This is a genomic window from Mycobacterium sp. NGS56, assembly GCF_059812425.1.
This window is the reverse complement of sequence record NZ_JCALCQ010000008.1, coordinates 83,550-100,400: the sequence shown is the minus strand read 5'-3', so window position 1 is coordinate 100,400 and position 16,851 is coordinate 83,550. Positions and strand designations below refer to the sequence as shown.

Sequence of the window (16,851 nt, the reverse complement as noted above, 5' to 3'; positions counted from 1 at the left end):
AGGCACAGTGTGATAGGCGCACGGACCGGTTGCGGTGCTAACCCGAAAGGGCTGTGGACGGCTGCCTGCAACCTCGGAGACCATATCCGGAATGGGGGATGCGGTGGGTGATTTACAAACGGCCCGAAGACATTTCGACCGTGCCATGGCGATCAAGAGTCAGCAGGGCCGCGCGGCGGCGCTACCCGAGTTCGTTGCCGCCACCGACGCCGACAAGTCGATGGCCGATGCGTGGCTGGGGCGCATCGCGTGCGGTGACAACGACCTGGCGTCGTTGCGCCAGCTCTACGTCACGAGCGAATGGTTACACCGCGAGACCACCCGCATCGGGCAGACACTGGCCGCGGAGATCCAGCTGGGCCCCTACATCGGCATCACCGTCACCGACGCATCACAGGTCGGGCTGGCGTTGGCGTCCGCGTTGACGATCGCCGGGGAATACGCCGAGGCCGACAAGCTGCTGGCCAACCCAGACCTGCTGGACTCGTGGACCAACTACCAGTGGCACCAATTGGCCCGAACGTTTTTGATGTACCGCGCGCAACGCTGGCCGGACGTGCTGCTGACCGCCGCCGAGGAGCTGCCCGCCCACGCCATCGTGATGTCGGCTGTCACGGCGTCGATTTGCGCGCTGGCAGCCCACGCTGCCGCCCACCTCGGGCAGGGCCGGGTCGCGCTGGACTGGCTCGACCGGGTGGACGTGATCGGCCACACCCAGTCGTCGTCACGCTTCGACTCCGATGTGTTGACGGCCTCGATCGGCCCGGCCGACATTCCGCTGCTCGTCGCCGATCTGGCCTACGTGCGGGGGATGGTGCACCGGCAGCTGCGCGAGGAGGACAAGGCCCAGATCTGGCTTTCCAAGGCCACCATCAACGGCGTGTTGACCGAGGCGGCCAAAGAAGCGCTGGCCGACCCGAACCTGCACCTGGTCGTGACCGACGAGCAAACCATCGACCGCCGCACCGACAGATGGGACGCGTCGTCGGCCAAGAGCCGCGACGAACTCGATGACGACGCCGCCAACGATCGACGCGCCGAGCTGTTGGCCGAGGGCCGCGAGCTGCTGGCCAACCAGGTGGGACTGGCGGCGGTGAAGGAAGCGGTCGCTGCGCTGGAAGATCAACTCGAAGTGCGAACAATGCGGCTCGAGCACGGCCTGCCGGTGGAGGGCCAGACCAATCACATGCTGCTGGTCGGCCCGCCCGGTACCGGCAAAACAACCACCGCGGAAGCCTTGGGCAAGATCTATGCCGGCATGGGAATCGTGCGGCACCCCGAGATCCGTGAGGTGCGCCGATCGGATTTCTGCGGCCACTTCATCGGCGAATCCGGGCCCAAGACCAATGAACTGATCGAAAAGTCGCTTGGTCGAATTATTTTCATGGATGAGTTCTATTCCCTGATCGAGCGCCATCAGGACGGCACACCCGACATGATCGGCATGGAGGCCGTGAACCAACTCCTGGTTGCGTTGGAGGTTCACCGATTCGACTTCTGTTTCATCGGTGCCGGCTACGAAGACCAAGTGGATGCGTTCCTTACCGTGAACCCGGGATTGGCCGGCAGGTTCAACCGCAAGCTCCGCTTCGAGTCCTACTCGCCGGCGGAGATCGTCGAGATCGCACATCGCTACGCCACGCCGCGCGCCAGCTTGCTCGACTCGGGTGCACGCGAATCGTTCTTGGACGCGGCCACGACCATCCGCAACTACACCACCCCGGGCGGGCGCCACGGCATCGATGCCATGCAGAACGGCAGGTTCGCCCGCAACGTCGTCGAACGCGCCGAGGGCTTTCGTGACACCCGAGTGGTCGCACAGAAGCGCGCGGGTCAACCGGTGACCGTGGAGGACCTGCAAATCATTACCGCGGCCGACCTGCAGGCCGCGGTGCGCAGCGTGTGTTCGGACAACCGCGACATGGCGGCCATCGTCTGGTGACGGCTACGCCGGCTCGAAGCGGAAAACGGCGAGCCGGCCCGCCAGCGCTTCGAATTCGTCGGCCGTTCCGTCGCGCACCATCCCCGACCGTTTCGCAAACGCCACACCCACCGGGACTTCGGTGGGGAAGGCCCGCAGCACCGGCCGGGCCTCGCCGGGGGACAGTTCGACGATCCGGACCGAACGTGAACGCCGGCCCCGGCTGAGCGTGCCAATGCCAGCGGCCCGGGCATTCGCCGCCCAGTCTGCGCCGGGATACCCGGCCACCACGTACAGGCCACCCTGGAAATGGAAAGGGGTCATCGGAGTGCTGCGCGGCTGACCCGACTTGCGGCCGGGCACGGTGAGAACCATTGCGGGCCCGGTCGGAATCCCGAGCCGTTGCACCGCCATCATGAACTTGTTCATCGGCTTGAGGTAGCGCGGAGGACGCGGATCGGTCATCTCAGATTCCGACTTTCTCGTTGTCGAACATTCCGCGGTGTTCGAAAACCCAGTGCGCGAACGGAACTGCCGGACGGCCGAGGATCTTCTCGACATCGGGTGTGACCAGCGCGGGCTCGTCGAGCGTCGCGCCGAGCATCGCGATGTAGGCGTCGGCGAATCCGGCTCCGAACCCCAACCCGATAAACCGTTGCCGCACCGCCTCAGCGGGGATTTCGCGATACTGCAGCGTCCGGCCCAGAACAGCGCCGATTACCTCGACCAGTTCCGCGTTGGTGAACGCACGGGGACCGGTCAACGGGATCCGCTGTCCGACAAGTTCATCGGTGAGCAACGCGTGCGCCGCTACGCCGGCGATGTCGGTCTCGACGATCGGCGCGGTCGATGCGGCGGCGTACGGCCCGGCGACCACGTCGCCGGCGCGGATCTGCGCCGACCACATGCCGGCGAAATTCGTCGCGAACACCGTGGGCCGCAGGCTCACCCAGGACAGGCCGGAATCGACCGCCAGACGTTCGACCTCCCTGTTGCGGTCACCGCGAAACCGGGACGGCTGCCGACTGACATCATCGTCGGCATTGATCGCCGACAACGCGACCAGCTTGGTGACTCCGGCCCGTCCGCAGTGCTCCACCACTTCTTCCAACTCCCCGCCCAGCGCACGCGAGTTCAGAAACACCGCGGAGGCACCCGAAAGCGCGGCGGTGGCCGAACCGAACACCGCCACGTTCGGGGGAAGGCCGGCCGGCGCCGGCTGTCGGGTGACCGCCCGAACTCGGGCTCCCGCGGCGAGCAGTTCGGCGACGAGTGGACGGCCGACGTTGCCGGTCGCACCGGTGACGACGATAGTCATGAGTGGGTTCCTTCCGTGAACTTCTCGCACTGCTGAAACGACGGGGCAAAAGGTGGGAAAGTTACATCGCGAACGGCGTAACTTTTTGCCTCAACAAATCGTCGAAGAGTCATGAACCAGTCGCCGTCCGCCAGCGATCAGGTCAGCGAGGCCTGGCGTCGCCACCGCCCGTATCTGGTCAACCTCGCCTACCAGATGCTGGGTGATATCGGCGAGGCCGAAGACATTGCGCAGGAGGCCTTTCTGCGGCTTTCGCGGGCCGACGTCAACGAGATCGAAGACGCGCGCGGCTGGCTGACCGTGGTGGCGAGCCGCCTCTGTCTCGACCAGGTGCGCTCGGCCCGGGCCCGGTACGAGCGCCCCGGCGACGTCGACGAGCAACCGGCACCGCGGCGCTTCGACCCGGCCGACCGGGTCACCCTCGATGACGAGATCCGCGTCGCGCTGCTCGAAGTATTGCGCAGGCTCAGTCCCGGTGAACGAGTCGCCTTCGTGCTGCACGACGTATTCGGCGTCCCCTTCGACTCGATCTCGCAAACGGTGGGCCGCCCGGTCGGTACCTGCCGTCAGCTGGCACGGCGCGCACGGTCGAAATTTCATGCCGCGCAACCGAACCTGACCGACGTCACGCCGGCAGAGCACCGGATGGTCACCGAAAAGTTCATCACCGCATGCGCCAACGGTGATCTCCAAGCGTTGGCCGCGGTCCTGGATCCGACGGTATGGGGCGTGGGCACGATCCTCGCGGACCCGGCACCCCCACCACAGATCAACCACGGGCCAGATGCCGTGGCGACCAACCTGTTGCGCTACCTGTGGCCGGACGTGACCCTGGTCAGCGGCCCCGCCGGGGGACCGGTGCTGCTGGCCTTCAGCGAACGGCGCCTGTTCGCCGTCATCGTGCTGACCATCCGCGAATCCCGGGTGTGCAAGATCGAGGCGATCGCCGACCCATCGGCGCGGGCTTAGTCCTGCTTCTGAGCTGGACGCTCTTTCGCGCCGTCGGGACGGGCCGCGAAGTAGCCGGCGATGGCCGCGGTGACCTCGAGGAACTTGCGGCGCGTGGCCGGCGCCATCTCGTGGCCGACGTCGATCACGCCGCCGGGCCGCAGATGCGGGTCGAACGGCACTTCGATGACCGGGCGGCCGTGATCGGCGAACTCGCGGGCGAGCAGGGCCCGGGTGCGTTTGTCGGCATGCCCGTCGGAATCGTTGAGTACCACGATGCTGTGCTGCAGCAGCGTGGTGAAGCCGTGATCGGCCAGCCACTCCATGGTCCGCGCCGCGGCGGATGCGCCGTCGGCCCAGGGCGAAGACACCACGATCAGAGCATCGAGGTCGCGCAGGACTTCCTGGGTGAGCGGCGAGTCCATCGTCGAACCACAGTCGATGACCGAGATTGTGAAATGGCGGTCCAGCCGCAGCGCGGCTTCCCGGTAGATCGCTGGATCGAGCACCCGGCGCGGGCCCGACGCCGGTTCGCCGCCGAGCACGTGCAGACCCGCGGGATTACGGCCCAGCCGCGCCGCCACATCATGGAAGGACCGGAGGTTCTTGTCGGCGGTGAGCTCCCAGAACGAGCCCGTAGACGCCGGATCGATCCGGCTGCTCAGCCGGCCGAAGGCGGTGTCGGCGTCGATGGCCACGACGTCATCGTGCCGGCGGAGTGTGGCGAACAGTGATGCCACGCTTGCGGCCACCGATGTCTTTCCCACGCCGCCCTTGCCCAGCACACCGACCTTGTAGTTGCCATGGAGGCGGGTCCGGATGGCGGCTTCGAACTCCGCCTCCTGCTGCTGGGCGGGCGACGGTCCGAGGGTGATCAGGCCGAAGGCGGCCAGCCGCAGGGCACGCCGCCAACCGCGGTCGGGCAACTCCCCGCCGCCCCGCTTGAAATTCGGCTGGAAAGCCGTGCGGAGCGGCTGCTGCGGTGGGGGATGGGTCGGCGGCCGGAACGATGGCGGAGCCGGCTGAGTAGGTGGCGACCAGCCGTGCGGCGGCGCCGGAGAAGAAGCCGATGGCGGACGCGGGGGAGCGGGCCGCTGGGCGACCGGAGGAGTGGCGGACCGGGACTCTTGGGGTGCGGGGTGGGGCTGCTGCGGGAAGGGCCCGGACGGGTGTGGTGCGGGGGTGCTCGGCCGTTCGGGCTGCAGACGGTCCCGCAGGAATTCGTCGCGCTCGTTCATGGGCTCCTCGCGTGCCAGGTGGTCGATTGTCGCGCCGATGGACCGGTGGCGACGAACGTATTACGTGATAAGCGCCACCGTCCAACCCGTGACGCCGGGGTGTGATCAATCCCGTCCAGTATCTCCTGCCGTGTTCGGTGCGCGAACGTGCAAACTCCGCCTCGCGTGGCTTCGGACTGCCGAGACACGCCGGGCGGGGCGCTGAGCACGCGCACACCGGCGCTTGGCGACATCGTCAATCATCCCGACGTGGCCGTCAGCAAACTCACCGGACTAGCCTGCCCCGACCAGGACGGCCTGGAATACGCGCAGCTGTGGGAAGAATTCGTCGCCCCGGCGGGCGGCGGGCATAATTGGAGTCCCACCCCAGCAGCGAAATTTACGGCGCTGCCGGCTGGCGGCTAGACTTTAGGAAGTTGGCATGTCAGGCGGGTATTGTCATATCGTTTTACGACTTGTCGAGACCGGTTCCAGGCCACCGTTCAAAGCTGCACGGACCTCCCTAGCAGGATCACCTCCACCTGGGGTACAGCCCATCGAGACAAGACCGAAGGGGTTCTAGCCCGCAACCTTGGGGTGCGACCTCGTCGGGGCCGCTGCTAACGGCCGCGCAGAACGTTCAGGTGAAGGGTCAGGTGCATATGACGCCCAAGCGCGTCGGGTTATACAACCCCGCGTTCGAGCACGACTCGTGCGGGGTTGCCATGGTCGTCGATATGCACGGCCGTCGTAGCCGCGACATCGTGGAGAAGGCAATCACCGCGCTGCTGAACCTCGAGCACCGGGGTGCCCAGGGCGCCGAACCTCGCAGTGGTGACGGCGCCGGCATCATGCTTCAGGTCCCGGACGCCTTTCTGCGCGGGGTCGTCGACTTCGAGTTGCCCGCGGAGGGCAGCTACGCCACCGGCATCGCGTTCCTGCCGCAGTCGTCCAAGGACGCCGCGACGGCGTGTGCCGCGGTGGAGAAGATCGCCGAAGCCGAGGGCCTGACGGTGCTGGGCTGGCGCAACGTGCCGATCGACGACTCGTCACTGGGCGCGTTGTCCCGCGACGCGATGCCCACCTTCCGGCAGGTATTCATGGCAGGCGCATCCGGCATGACGCTGGAGCGCCGCGCCTACATAGTGCGTAAGCGCGCCGAACACGAACTTGGCACCAAGGGGCCCGGACAAGACGGTCCCGGCCGCGAAACCGTCTATTTCCCAAGCCTTTCCGGTCAGACTCTCGTCTACAAGGGCATGCTGACCACGCCCCAGCTCAAGGCTTTTTATCTTGACCTGCAAGACGATCGGTTGACCAGCGCGCTGGGTATCGTGCACTCCCGGTTCTCCACCAACACCTTCCCGTCGTGGCCGCTGGCACATCCATTCCGCCGCGTCGCGCACAACGGTGAGATCAACACCGTCACCGGTAACGAGAACTGGATGCGGGCCCGCGAGGCGCTGATCAAGACCGACATTTTCGGAGCCGAAGCCGACGTCGAGAAGTTGTACCCGATCTGTACGCCGGGGGCGTCCGACACCGCGCGTTTCGATGAGGTGCTCGAACTTCTCCATTTAGGCGGACGCAGCCTGGCCCACGCGGTGTTGATGATGATCCCCGAGGCCTGGGAGCGCAACGAGTCGATGGACCCCGCGCGACGGGCGTTCTACCAGTACCACGCCTCGTTGATGGAGCCGTGGGACGGCCCCGCATCGATCACGTTCACCGACGGAACCGTCATCGGCGCCGTGCTGGACCGTAATGGTTTGCGCCCCTCGCGAATCTGGGTCACCGAAGACGGCTTGGTCGTCATGGCGTCCGAGGCCGGTGTGCTGGACCTGGATCCGGCCAAGGTGGTCCGCCGGATGCGGTTGCAGCCCGGGCGCATGTTCCTGGTGGACACCGCGCAGGGCCGCATCGTCTCCGACGAGGAGATCAAAGCGGAGCTGTCCGCCGAGCACCCGTACCAGGAGTGGCTGGACAGGAACCTGGTCCCGCTCGATGACCTGCCGCAGGGCAACTACAAGCGGATGCCCCATGACCGCCTCGTCAAGCGCCAGCAGATATTCGGCTACACCTACGAAGAACTCAACCTCTTGGTCGCGCCGATGGTCCGCAGCGGCGCCGAGCCGATCGGGTCGATGGGCACCGACACCCCGGTGGCAGTGCTCTCGCAGCGGCCCCGGATGCTCTACGACTACTTCCACCAGCTCTTCGCACAGGTGACCAACCCGCCGCTGGATGCGATCCGCGAGGAGGTGGTGACCAGTCTGCAAGGCACCACCGGCGGCGAGCGCGACCTGCTCACGCCGACCGAGCGCTCGTGTCATCAGATCGCGCTGTCACAGCCGATTCTGCGCAACCGGGAACTGGCGAAGCTGATCAACCTCAACCCCGATGACGAGGTCAATGGTCGCCCGCATGGCATGCGCTCCAAGGTGATTCGGTGTCTGTATCCCGTCGCAGAGGGCGGCGCCGGGCTGGCGACCGCGCTCGAGGAGGTGCGCGCGCAGGCGTCCGCGGCGATCGCTGACGGCGCGCGAGTGATCATCCTGTCCGACCGCGAATCCGACGAACGGATGGCGCCCATCCCGTCGCTGCTCGCGGTGGCGGGGGTGCACCACCACCTGGTGCGCGACCGGACCCGCACTCACGTCGGTCTGGTGGTGGAAACCGGTGACGCCCGAGAGGTCCACCACATGGCCGCGCTGGTCGGCTTCGGTGCCGCGGCGATCAACCCGTACATGGCGTTCGAGTCCATCGAGGACATGCTCGATCGCGGCGTGATCGAAGGAATCGACCGCAAGACGGCGCTGAGCAACTACATCAAGGCCGCCGGCAAGGGCGTGCTGAAAGTCATGTCCAAGATGGGCATTTCGACGGTGGCGTCCTACACCGGTGCTCAGTTGTTCCAGGCGGTCGGCATTTCCGAGGACGTGCTAAGCGAGTACTTCACCGGCTTGAGTTGTCCGATCGGCGGCGTCACCCTGGACGACATCGCCGCCGACGTCGCCGCCCGGCACGCGCTGGCCTACCTGGACCGCCCGGACGAGCGGGCCCACCGCGAGCTCGAGGTGGGTGGGGAATACCAGTGGCGCCGCGAAGGCGAATACCACCTGTTCAACCCGGAGACCGTCTTCAAGCTGCAGCACGCGACGCGCACCGGCCAGTACAAGGTGTTCAAGGACTACACCCGGCTGGTCGACGACCAGAGCGAGCGGATGGCATCGCTGCGCGGCCTGCTCAAGTTCCGGGCCGGGGTCAATCCCCCGATTCCCGTGGAGGAGGTCGAGCCCGCCAGTGAGATCGTCAAGCGCTTCTCGACCGGGGCGATGAGCTACGGCTCGATCTCCGCCGAGGCGCATGAGACGCTGGCCATCGCGATGAACCGGTTGGGCGGCCGGTCCAACAGCGGTGAAGGCGGCGAAGACGTCAAGCGGTTCGACCGCGATCCCAATGGCGATTGGCGGCGCAGCTCGATCAAGCAGGTCGCCTCCGGGCGCTTCGGCGTCACGTCGCACTACCTGACAAACTGCACCGACATCCAGATCAAGATGGCCCAAGGTGCGAAACCCGGTGAGGGCGGCCAGCTTCCGGGGCACAAGGTGTACCCGTGGGTTGCCGAAGTACGGCACTCCACCCCGGGCGTGGGGCTGATTTCGCCGCCACCGCACCACGACATCTATTCCATCGAGGACCTGGCGCAGCTGATCCACGACCTGAAGAACGCCAACCCGTCCGCGCGGGTGCACGTCAAGCTCGTCTCCGAAAACGGTGTCGGCACGGTCGCCGCGGGTGTGTCCAAAGCCCATGCCGACGTGGTGCTGATCTCCGGGCACGACGGCGGCACCGGCGCGACGCCGCTGACCTCTATGAAGCACGCGGGGGCTCCGTGGGAGCTGGGACTGGCCGAGACGCAGCAGACGTTGCTGCTGAACGGGTTACGCGACCGGATCGTGGTTCAGGTCGACGGCCAGCTCAAGACGGGCCGCGACGTGATGATCGCCGCGCTGCTCGGCGCCGAGGAATTCGGCTTCGCCACCGCGCCGCTGGTGGTCTCCGGCTGCATCATGATGCGGGTTTGCCACCTGGACACCTGCCCCGTCGGCGTGGCCACCCAAAACCCGGTGCTGCGCGAACGCTTCACCGGCAAGCCCGAATTCGTCGAGAACTTCTTCATGTTCATCGCCGAAGAGGTGCGCGAATACATGGCGCAATTGGGATTCCGCACGCTCAACGAGGCGGTCGGCCAGGTGAACTCCTTGGACATGACGCTGGCGCGGGCCCACTGGAAGGCACACCGGCTGGATCTGACTCCGGTGCTGCACGAGCCGGAATCGGCGTTCATGAACCAGGACCTCTACTGCAGCTCGCGCCAAGACCACGGTCTGGATAAGGCGCTCGACCAGCAGTTGATCGTGATGAGCCGCGAGGCGCTGGACTCCGGAACGCCGGTCCGGTTCTCCACGACGATCAGCAACGTCAACCGCACGGTGGGCACCATGCTTGGCCATGAGGTTACCAAAGCCTATGGCGGACAAGGGTTGCCGGACGGAACCATCGACATCACCTTCGATGGCTCGGCGGGCAACAGCTTCGGTGCGTTTGTGCCGCGGGGCATCACCCTGCGCGTCTACGGCGACGCCAACGACTATGTGGGCAAGGGCCTGTCCGGTGGGAGGATCGTCGTTCGGCCCTCGGATGACGCGCCTTCGGACTACGTCGCCGAGGACAACATCATCGGCGGCAACGTGATCCTGTTCGGCGCGACCAGCGGCGAGGTGTACCTGCGCGGCGTCGTCGGCGAGCGGTTCGCCGTCCGTAACTCCGGGGCGCACGCCGTCGTCGAGGGTGTCGGCGACCACGGTTGCGAATACATGACCGGCGGCAAGGTGGTCGTCCTCGGTCGCACCGGCCGCAACTTCGCGGCCGGGATGTCCGGCGGCGCGGCCTACATTTACGATCCGCAGGGCGAATTCCCAGGCAATCTCAACGCGGAGATGGTCGAGCTCGAGAGCTTGGACGAAGATGACTACGAGTGGTTGCACGGCATGATCCAGGCACACGTTGATGCCACCGATTCCGCTATCGGCCAGCGCATTCTGGGTGATTGGCCGCAACACCGGCGACACTTCACCAAGGTGATGCCGCGGGACTACAAGCGGGTACTGCAGGCCATCGCCGAAGCGGAACGCGACGGGGTGGATGTCGACAAGGCGATCATGGCGGCCGCGCATGGCTGATCCGAGCGGCTTCCTGAAATACCCGCATCGGGAACTGCCGAAGCGCCGGCCTGTCCCGCTGCGGTTGCGCGACTGGCACGAGGTCTACGAAGAATTCGACAACGAGACCCTGCGCGAACAGGCGACCCGCTGCATGGACTGCGGTATTCCGTTCTGCCACAACGGTTGCCCGCTAGGCAACCTGATTCCGGAATGGAACGACCTGGTGCGCAGGGACCGGTGGCGCGATGCCATCGAACGGTTACACGCCACCAACAACTTTCCGGATTTCACCGGGCGGCTGTGCCCGGCTCCCTGCGAACCTGCCTGCGTGCTCGGCATCAACCAGGATCCGGTGACGATCAAGCAGATCGAGCTGGAGATCATCGACAAGGCCTTCGACGAGGGCTGGGTGCGGCCGTTACCGCCGGACACGAAGACCGGGAAGAAGGTCGCCGTGGTCGGTTCCGGTCCGGCGGGTTTGGCCGCCGCCCAGCAGCTGACCCGCGCCGGCCATACGGTCACCGTGTTCGAGCGGGCCGATCGCATCGGTGGACTGCTGCGCTACGGCATCCCGGAATTCAAGATGGAAAAGCGCGTCCTGGACCGCCGGCTGGACCAAATGCGGGCCGAGGGAACCGAATTCCGCGTCGGGGTCAATGTCGGTGTCGACATCACCGCCGAGCAACTGCGTGCCGAGTTCGACGCCGTGGTGCTGGCCGGCGGTGCCACGGCAGCGCGCGATCTGCCGATCCCCGGCCGCGAACTGCAGGGCATCCACCAGGCGATGGAATATTTGCCGTGGGGTAACCGCGTGCAGGAAGGCGACGACGTGCTGGGCCCCGACGGGGAGCCGCCGATCACCGCCAAAGACAAGAAGGTCGTCATCATCGGTGGCGGGGACACCGGCGCCGACTGCCTGGGCACCGCGCACCGGCAGGGCGCGGCCGTCATCCACCAGTTCGAGATCATGCCGCGCCCGCCGGAGACACGCGCGCCGTCCACCCCGTGGCCGACCTACCCGCTGATGTACCGGGTGTCCTCGGCGCACGAAGAGGGCGGCGAACGGGTGTTCTCGGTCAACACCGAGGAATTCGCCGGCGAAGACGGTCACGTGACGGCGCTCAAGGCGCACGAGGTGACCATGCAAGACGGCAAATTCGTCAAGGTGGAGGGGTCCGAGTTCGAACTCGAGGCCGACCTGGTGTTGCTGGCGATGGGATTTGTCGGCCCCGAGACCGAGGGCTTGCTCACCGACCTCGAGGTGAAACTCACCGAGCGCGGCAACGTCGCCCGCGGGGCCGATTTCGACACGTCGGTTCCGGGCGTCTTCGTTGCCGGTGACATGGGTCGTGGCCAGTCGCTGATCGTCTGGGCGATAGCTGAGGGCAGGGCCGCGGCGGCCGCAGCGGACCGGTTCCTGATGGGGGCTACCGCGCTGCCGGCCCCGATCAAGCCCACCGCGGTGCCGCTTCAGTAGTAACATCAGTCACTCCAGAAACACCGTCGACTTCGTCCGGCGAGTCTCCCACTGTTTGCCAGACGTCAGGTGTCTAATGGCCCGTTGTGAGCCCGCTCACATGGGGGTCACACCGGTTTCCCGGTTGAACGGACTGATCGCAGGAGAGATTCTTGTGCATATCCACCCATTACCTCGAACACGGATGGGGCGAATCGCCTGGTCATGGTTGCGTCACCCGGTGAAAAGTCGCGAATTTCCAGCCAAGCATGAGCGGCTGGTGACCGCACAGGACTGGCTGCTTTTCGGCGCGTGATCGCCTGCCCGGGCGCCCCAACTGGCACGCGGCGGGTTTGCTCTGGGGTGCTTGGCAAAATTTTCGCCGGACGGTTCGAAAATGCGCCGGGAAAACGGCATCACCGCGTGGATAAACCCGAGTCCCGGATCGCCTCGGCGAGCGGTTCCAGCACGGCCGGGTCGTGTGGCGGGGGAAGGTAGACGATGCCCAGATCCAACCCTTCGGCGGCCAGCCCGGCCGCGTCCTCGATGACTTTCCCGTAGTTCAGGTCCGGCTCCAGGCGCAGGTGTGCCGAGAGCGTGATCTCCTTGGGATCGCGGCCGATGTCCGCACAGTGCGAGGCCAGAACGTCACGCTTGTGGGCGAACACGTCGGGCGGACCGCCCACGAAATTCCAGTGCTGGGCGTAGCGAGCGGTGATCCGCAGCGTGCGCTTCTCCCCACTGCCGCCGATGCAGATCGGCGGGTGCGGCCGCTGCGGACCCTTGGGCTCGTTGCGAGCACCCTTGAGCTGGTAGAACTTGCCGTCGAAGTCGGTGGTCTGCTGGCTGAGCAGGCTGGTCAGCACCTCGCACGCCTCCTCGAAGCGGTCGAAGCGTTCCTTGATACTGCCCAGTTCGATGCCGTAGGCGCCGGACTCCTCTTCGTTCCAGCCGGCGCCGATCCCCAGCTCGAGCCGTCCGTTCGAAATGATGTCCAGCGCCGCCGCCATGTTGGCCAGCACCGCGGGGTGGCGGTAGTGGATCCCGGTCACCAGGGTCCCCACCCGCAGCCGCTTGGTAGCCTGCGCGAGCGCGGTCAGCGTCGTCCATCCCTCCAGGCAGGGCCCGGCGCTGTCGGAGAAGATCGGGTAGAAGTGGTCGAAAGTCCAGCCGGACTCGTAGACCTCGATGTCATCGGCCGCTTGCCAGACGGAGAGCATCTGCGCCCAGGTGGTGTTCTGCGGAGAAGTCTTGAAAGCGAATCGCATGACAACGACGTTAGCCGGTGTTTATGAAGGGCAACTAAACTCAACCGCGCGATGACTGGCTCCCTCGGAATAGACACCAGGATCACCCTGCTGGCGGCGGGCCTGATCTTCTTGCTTGCACTGGTTTTGGGCGTATGGAAATACCGCGAGATGATGACGTCGCAGACCCACCTCGCGCACCCCTACGTCGACATCGCGCACCGCGCCGCGCTGCTGTATTCGTTCGCGACGCTGCTGCTCGCTGCCTTCGTTCAGCTGAGCGCCTGGCCGGTTTGGGTGAACCTCACCGCCACGGGCGTGGTCGTCTTCTTCTTCGTGGCGGCGATCCTGGCCTACATCTACCACGGAGCGCGGCGTGACACCGTCAACCAGTTCGAAAACGCCGACCGCAGCATCGCGGTGGCGATGGCGTTGCTGATCGTCGGCGAGATCGGCGGGTTCAGTGTGCTGCTCGCCGGATTCGTCGTCGGCCAGCTCATCTGATGCGCGGTGGTCTAGCGGCGACCTGCGGCGCCCGGCTCCGCCGCGCTCGCAGTCACCGCGTGGGCACACTGGAGTCATGGATCCGGTAGCGGCGTTACGGCAGATCGCCTACTTCAAGGACCGCAGCCGCCACGATCCCAGACGCGTGATGGCCTATCGCAACGCGGCTGACATCATCGAGGCCCTCGACGACGCGACCCGGGAGCGTCACGGGCAGGCCAACAGCTGGCAGACCCTGCCGGGTATCGGCCCCAAGACCGCCAAAGTCATCGACCAGGCGTGGTCTGGCCGCGAGCCCGACCTGCTGGTCGAACTGCGTTCCACGGCCGAAGATCTCGGTGGCGGCGAGATCCGGTCCGCGCTGCGGGGTGATCTGCATCTGCACTCCAACTGGTCGGACGGCTCGGCGCCGATCGAGGAGATGATGGCGTCCGCCGCGGCGCTGGGCCACGAATATTGTGCGTTGACCGACCACTCACCGCGGCTGACCATCGCTAATGGCCTGTCGCCGGAGCGGTTACGCAAGCAACTCGACGTCATCGAGGGCCTGCAGGAGCAGTTCGCACCGATGCGCATCCTGACCGGGATCGAGGTGGACATCCTCGACGACGGCAGCCTCGACCAGGAACCCGAGCTGCTCGACCGCCTCGACGTAGTGGTGGCCAGCGTGCATTCCAAGCTGTCGATGGATGCCGCCGCGATGACCCGGCGCATGCTGCGCGCGGTGACCAACCCGCACGCCGATGTGCTCGGTCACTGCACCGGCCGGCTGGTATCCGGGAATCGTGGCATCCGGCCGGAGTCCAAGTTCGACGCCGAGGCGGTGTTCACCGCATGCCGCGATCACGGCACGGCGGTGGAGATCAACTCCCGGCCCGAGCGCCGCGATCCGCCGTCTCGGCTGCTGAACCTGGCGCTGGAGATCGGTTGCGTGTTCGCCATCGACACCGACGCCCACGCGCCCGGCCAGCTGGATTTCCTGGGTTATGGCGCCCAGCGGGCGCTGGATGCGGGTGTTCCCGTCGAGCGGATCGTGAACACCTGGCCGGCGGACAAGCTGCTGGAGTGGACCGGGACGAATTAGTCGGGCAGGTGCGGCATCTCGAAGCCCGGATCGCGGCCAAGCAGCACCGCGGGAGTGAGCGCTGACTTGCCGTAGCGCCGGCGCACCCGGTCGATGGCCGCATCGATGTCGTCGCCGGGCACGCGGTGCTTGGGCTCGCCGAACGGCAGCGTCAACTGCTGGGACCCGCTGCGGTCGATGCCCGACACCGCGAACCCGACCAACGTCAGTCCGCGCTGCGCGATGAGCGGCGCAGCGTCCGCGACCAGTCGGCGTGCGGCGGCCAAAATTGGCGCCGTGGAGGAGGTGGCCCACGGCAACGTATGCGAGCGGGTCGCCCGGGTGAAGTCGTCGAAGCGCAGCCGCAGCACCACCGTGCGACCGGTACGCGCCGCCGCCCGCATGCGGCCGGTGATGCGGTCGATAAGATTCACCACTACGGCGTCGATTTCCTTGTGCGACATGGTATTTCCGGCGCGTCCTAGCGCCCGCTGAGCGCCGACGGACCGGCGACGCACGCCGGTGGTCACCCGGCGGCGGTCGATATTGCGGGACAACGCGTACAGCTGGCGACCCATCGCACCACCCACCATCGAGCCCAGCGCGGACTCGCTGAGCTCGGCGACGTCGCTGACGGTCACGATGCCGTGCGCGCGCAGCTTCTCGGCGGTCACCGCGCCCACACCCCAGAGCCGGCGCACCGGCAGCGGCCGCAGGAACGTCAGCTCCTGATCGGGCGGCACCAGCAGCAGTCCGTCGGGCTTGGCTTCCTGGCTGGCGACCTTGGCGAGGAATTTCGTGCGGGCGACGCCGACGGTGATGGGCAGACCGACGTGGTCGCGCACGTCCGCCCGCAACCGCTCGGCGATCGCGACCGGCTTGCCGCTTACCCGGCGCAGTCCGCCGACATCGAGGAAGGCTTCGTCCACCGATAGCGCCTCGACGATCGGAGAGCAATCGCGAAACACCTCGAAGACGGCGTCGCTGGCGCGCGAATAGGCACTCATCCGCGGGGGCACCACGACGGCGTGTGGACACAGCCTTCGCGCCTGCGAGCCGCCCATGGCCGTACGCACGCCATATGCCTTGGCCTCGTAGCTCGCGGCCAGCACCACACCGCCGCCGACGATCACCGGGCGGCCGCGCAAAGTGGGGTCGTCGCGTTGTTCGACGGACGCGTAGAACGAGTCGAGGTCCGCGTGCAGGATGGAAGCATCGCACCGCACGAACATATGTTCGCATACGGCCCCGACACCCGTGGTCAGCAGGCTTTGCCGTAGACGCTGCTGACCCAGATGTGCACCAGCGTGTCGAGCAGTTGCTCGTCGGGCACCGACGGTCGCCCGTCGGCGAACGAGCTGAGCATGACCTTCTCGTTGAGCAGGTTCAGCGCCGCGGAGAGATTCTGGGCCGGCAGCGTCACCGGCGCCGCACCGCGAGCGCGTTCGGCTTCGATCACGGTGGTGGTGTGATCAACCCACTTCTGCATGAAGCGAGACCACAGCTCGCCGACGTCCTTGTTGGTGCGCGCGGCGTCGGCGGCCAGCGACACCGCCCGATGTGCACCGAACGTCTCGACGAAGACATTGATCCCTATGCGCCACAACGCTTTCAGATCGGCGGGCGGATTGGCGACCATGGTCTCCAGCGCGGAGTCGGCTTCCATGATCACGCGCTCGAACAAGGTGAACAACACCGCGTCTTTCGACGGAAAGTAAAAGTAGAACGTCGGGCGCGACAGTCCGGCCCCCTTGGCCAGGTCGTCGACCGAGATGTTGGCGAGGGGGCGCTCTTTCAGCAGTCGCTCGGCGGTGGACAGAATGGCCAGTTCACGGTCGTCGCCGGACGGGCGCGCCGAACGCCTGCCTCGGTGGGTGCGCGCGGAACCGACAGTAGTCACGGGCGCTACTTTACACCGTGTCGAGAATTTCAACAGGGTGTTGACTAGT

At 66.4% G+C, this 16,851-nt stretch carries 13 protein-coding genes; 7 read left to right on the top strand and 6 right to left on the bottom strand.

The features are described from left to right. The first annotated feature begins 82 nt into the window (after positions 1 to 82). Positions 83 to 1,942, top strand: coding sequence for a type VII secretion AAA-ATPase EccA (gene eccA, locus AC5Y4F_RS18790; protein ID WP_156750246.1), 1,860 nt, complete (start codon positions 83 to 85; stop codon positions 1,940 to 1,942). Positions 1,943 to 1,945: 3 nt separating this feature from the next. Here eccA and AC5Y4F_RS18785 read toward each other — a convergent pair whose 3' ends face one another. After that, positions 1,946 to 2,386: a nitroreductase family deazaflavin-dependent oxidoreductase gene (locus AC5Y4F_RS18785; RefSeq protein ID WP_067940479.1), complete on the bottom strand. Its 441-nt coding sequence runs from the start codon at positions 2,384 to 2,386 to the stop codon at positions 1,946 to 1,948. 1 nt (position 2,387) lies between these two features. Next, positions 2,388 to 3,239 carry an NAD(P)H-binding protein gene (locus AC5Y4F_RS18780; RefSeq protein WP_499997840.1) on the bottom strand — a complete coding sequence of 284 codons (852 nt, stop codon included), beginning with the start codon at positions 3,237 to 3,239 and terminating at the stop codon, positions 2,388 to 2,390. A gap of 111 nt (positions 3,240 to 3,350) precedes the next feature. Between AC5Y4F_RS18780 and sigI the strand changes: the two genes are divergently transcribed. After that, complete coding sequence (gene sigI, locus AC5Y4F_RS18775) at positions 3,351 to 4,208, top strand: RNA polymerase sigma factor SigI (protein ID WP_499997839.1); 858 nt, start codon at positions 3,351 to 3,353, stop codon at positions 4,206 to 4,208. Here sigI and AC5Y4F_RS18770 read toward each other — a convergent pair. Next, positions 4,205 to 5,425, bottom strand: a complete 1,221-nt coding sequence (locus AC5Y4F_RS18770) for a MinD/ParA family ATP-binding protein (RefSeq protein ID WP_499997838.1) — start codon at positions 5,423 to 5,425, stop codon at positions 4,205 to 4,207. The genes sigI and AC5Y4F_RS18770 overlap by 4 nt on opposite strands. Positions 5,426 to 5,590: 165 nt before the next feature. Between AC5Y4F_RS18770 and AC5Y4F_RS18765 the strand changes: the two genes are divergently transcribed. The 3 genes from AC5Y4F_RS18765 to AC5Y4F_RS18755 all read left to right on the top strand — a co-directional run bounded on the left by AC5Y4F_RS18765 (position 5,591) and on the right by AC5Y4F_RS18755 (position 12,109). After that, positions 5,591 to 5,830: a hypothetical protein gene (locus tag AC5Y4F_RS18765; RefSeq protein ID WP_067940470.1), complete on the top strand. Its 240-nt coding sequence runs from the start codon at positions 5,591 to 5,593 to the stop codon at positions 5,828 to 5,830. 236 nt (positions 5,831 to 6,066) lie between these two features. Beyond that, on the top strand, positions 6,067 to 10,650 hold the full coding sequence (gene gltB / locus AC5Y4F_RS18760) for a glutamate synthase large subunit (RefSeq protein ID WP_067940468.1): 4,584 nt from the start codon (positions 6,067 to 6,069) through the stop codon (positions 10,648 to 10,650). Beyond that, complete coding sequence (locus AC5Y4F_RS18755) at positions 10,643 to 12,109, top strand: glutamate synthase subunit beta (protein WP_067940465.1); 1,467 nt, start codon at positions 10,643 to 10,645, stop codon at positions 12,107 to 12,109. Before gltB ends, AC5Y4F_RS18755 begins: the two co-directional genes overlap by 8 nt. Before the next feature lie 395 nt (positions 12,110 to 12,504). Here the strand turns inward: AC5Y4F_RS18755 and AC5Y4F_RS18750 are convergent, their stop codons facing one another. After that, positions 12,505 to 13,356, bottom strand: a complete 852-nt coding sequence (locus AC5Y4F_RS18750; RefSeq protein ID WP_499997837.1) for an LLM class F420-dependent oxidoreductase — start codon at positions 13,354 to 13,356, stop codon at positions 12,505 to 12,507. Between the two features lie 51 nt (positions 13,357 to 13,407). Between AC5Y4F_RS18750 and AC5Y4F_RS18745 the strand changes: the two genes are divergently transcribed. Beyond that, positions 13,408 to 13,839: a hypothetical protein gene (locus AC5Y4F_RS18745; RefSeq protein WP_499997836.1), complete on the top strand. Its 432-nt coding sequence runs from the start codon at positions 13,408 to 13,410 to the stop codon at positions 13,837 to 13,839. Between the two features lie 76 nt (positions 13,840 to 13,915). Then, a complete protein-coding gene (locus AC5Y4F_RS18740) occupies positions 13,916 to 14,923 on the top strand; it encodes a PHP domain-containing protein (protein ID WP_499997835.1) in 1,008 nt (335 codons plus the stop codon). Here AC5Y4F_RS18740 and dinB read toward each other — a convergent pair. Together dinB and AC5Y4F_RS18730 are read right to left on the bottom strand one after the other, a co-directional pair. Beyond that, positions 14,920 to 16,134 (bottom strand): DNA polymerase IV, encoded by a 1,215-nt coding sequence (gene dinB / locus AC5Y4F_RS18735; protein WP_499997834.1) that lies wholly within the window; start codon positions 16,132 to 16,134, stop codon positions 14,920 to 14,922. The two genes, AC5Y4F_RS18740 and dinB, sit on opposite strands and share 4 nt — an antisense overlap. Before the next feature lie 29 nt (positions 16,135 to 16,163). Then, complete coding sequence (locus AC5Y4F_RS18730; protein WP_499997833.1) at positions 16,164 to 16,802, bottom strand: TetR/AcrR family transcriptional regulator; 639 nt, start codon at positions 16,800 to 16,802, stop codon at positions 16,164 to 16,166. Between the last annotated feature and the right edge of the window lie 49 nt (positions 16,803 to 16,851).

Bases quoted from the DNA above. Each gene is read 5' to 3' on its own strand.
- AC5Y4F_RS18785 (WP_067940479.1), bottom strand. From the start codon at position 2,386: ATGACCGATCCGCGTCCTCCGCGCTACCTCAAGCCGATGAACAAGTTC.
- AC5Y4F_RS18780 (WP_499997840.1), bottom strand. From the start codon at position 3,239: ATGACTATCGTCGTCACCGGTGCGACCGGCAACGTCGGCCGTCCACTC.
- sigI (WP_499997839.1), top strand. From the start codon at position 3,351: ATGAACCAGTCGCCGTCCGCCAGCGATCAGGTCAGCGAGGCCTGGCGT.
- AC5Y4F_RS18770 (WP_499997838.1), bottom strand. From the start codon at position 5,425: ATGAACGAGCGCGACGAATTCCTGCGGGACCGTCTGCAGCCCGAACGG.
- gltB (WP_067940468.1), top strand. From the start codon at position 6,067: ATGACGCCCAAGCGCGTCGGGTTATACAACCCCGCGTTCGAGCACGAC.
- AC5Y4F_RS18755 (WP_067940465.1), top strand. From the start codon at position 10,643: ATGGCTGATCCGAGCGGCTTCCTGAAATACCCGCATCGGGAACTGCCG.
- AC5Y4F_RS18750 (WP_499997837.1), bottom strand. From the start codon at position 13,356: ATGCGATTCGCTTTCAAGACTTCTCCGCAGAACACCACCTGGGCGCAG.
- AC5Y4F_RS18745 (WP_499997836.1), top strand. From the start codon at position 13,408: ATGACTGGCTCCCTCGGAATAGACACCAGGATCACCCTGCTGGCGGCG.
- AC5Y4F_RS18740 (WP_499997835.1), top strand. From the start codon at position 13,916: ATGGATCCGGTAGCGGCGTTACGGCAGATCGCCTACTTCAAGGACCGC.
- dinB (WP_499997834.1), bottom strand. From the start codon at position 16,134: ATGTTCGTGCGGTGCGATGCTTCCATCCTGCACGCGGACCTCGACTCG.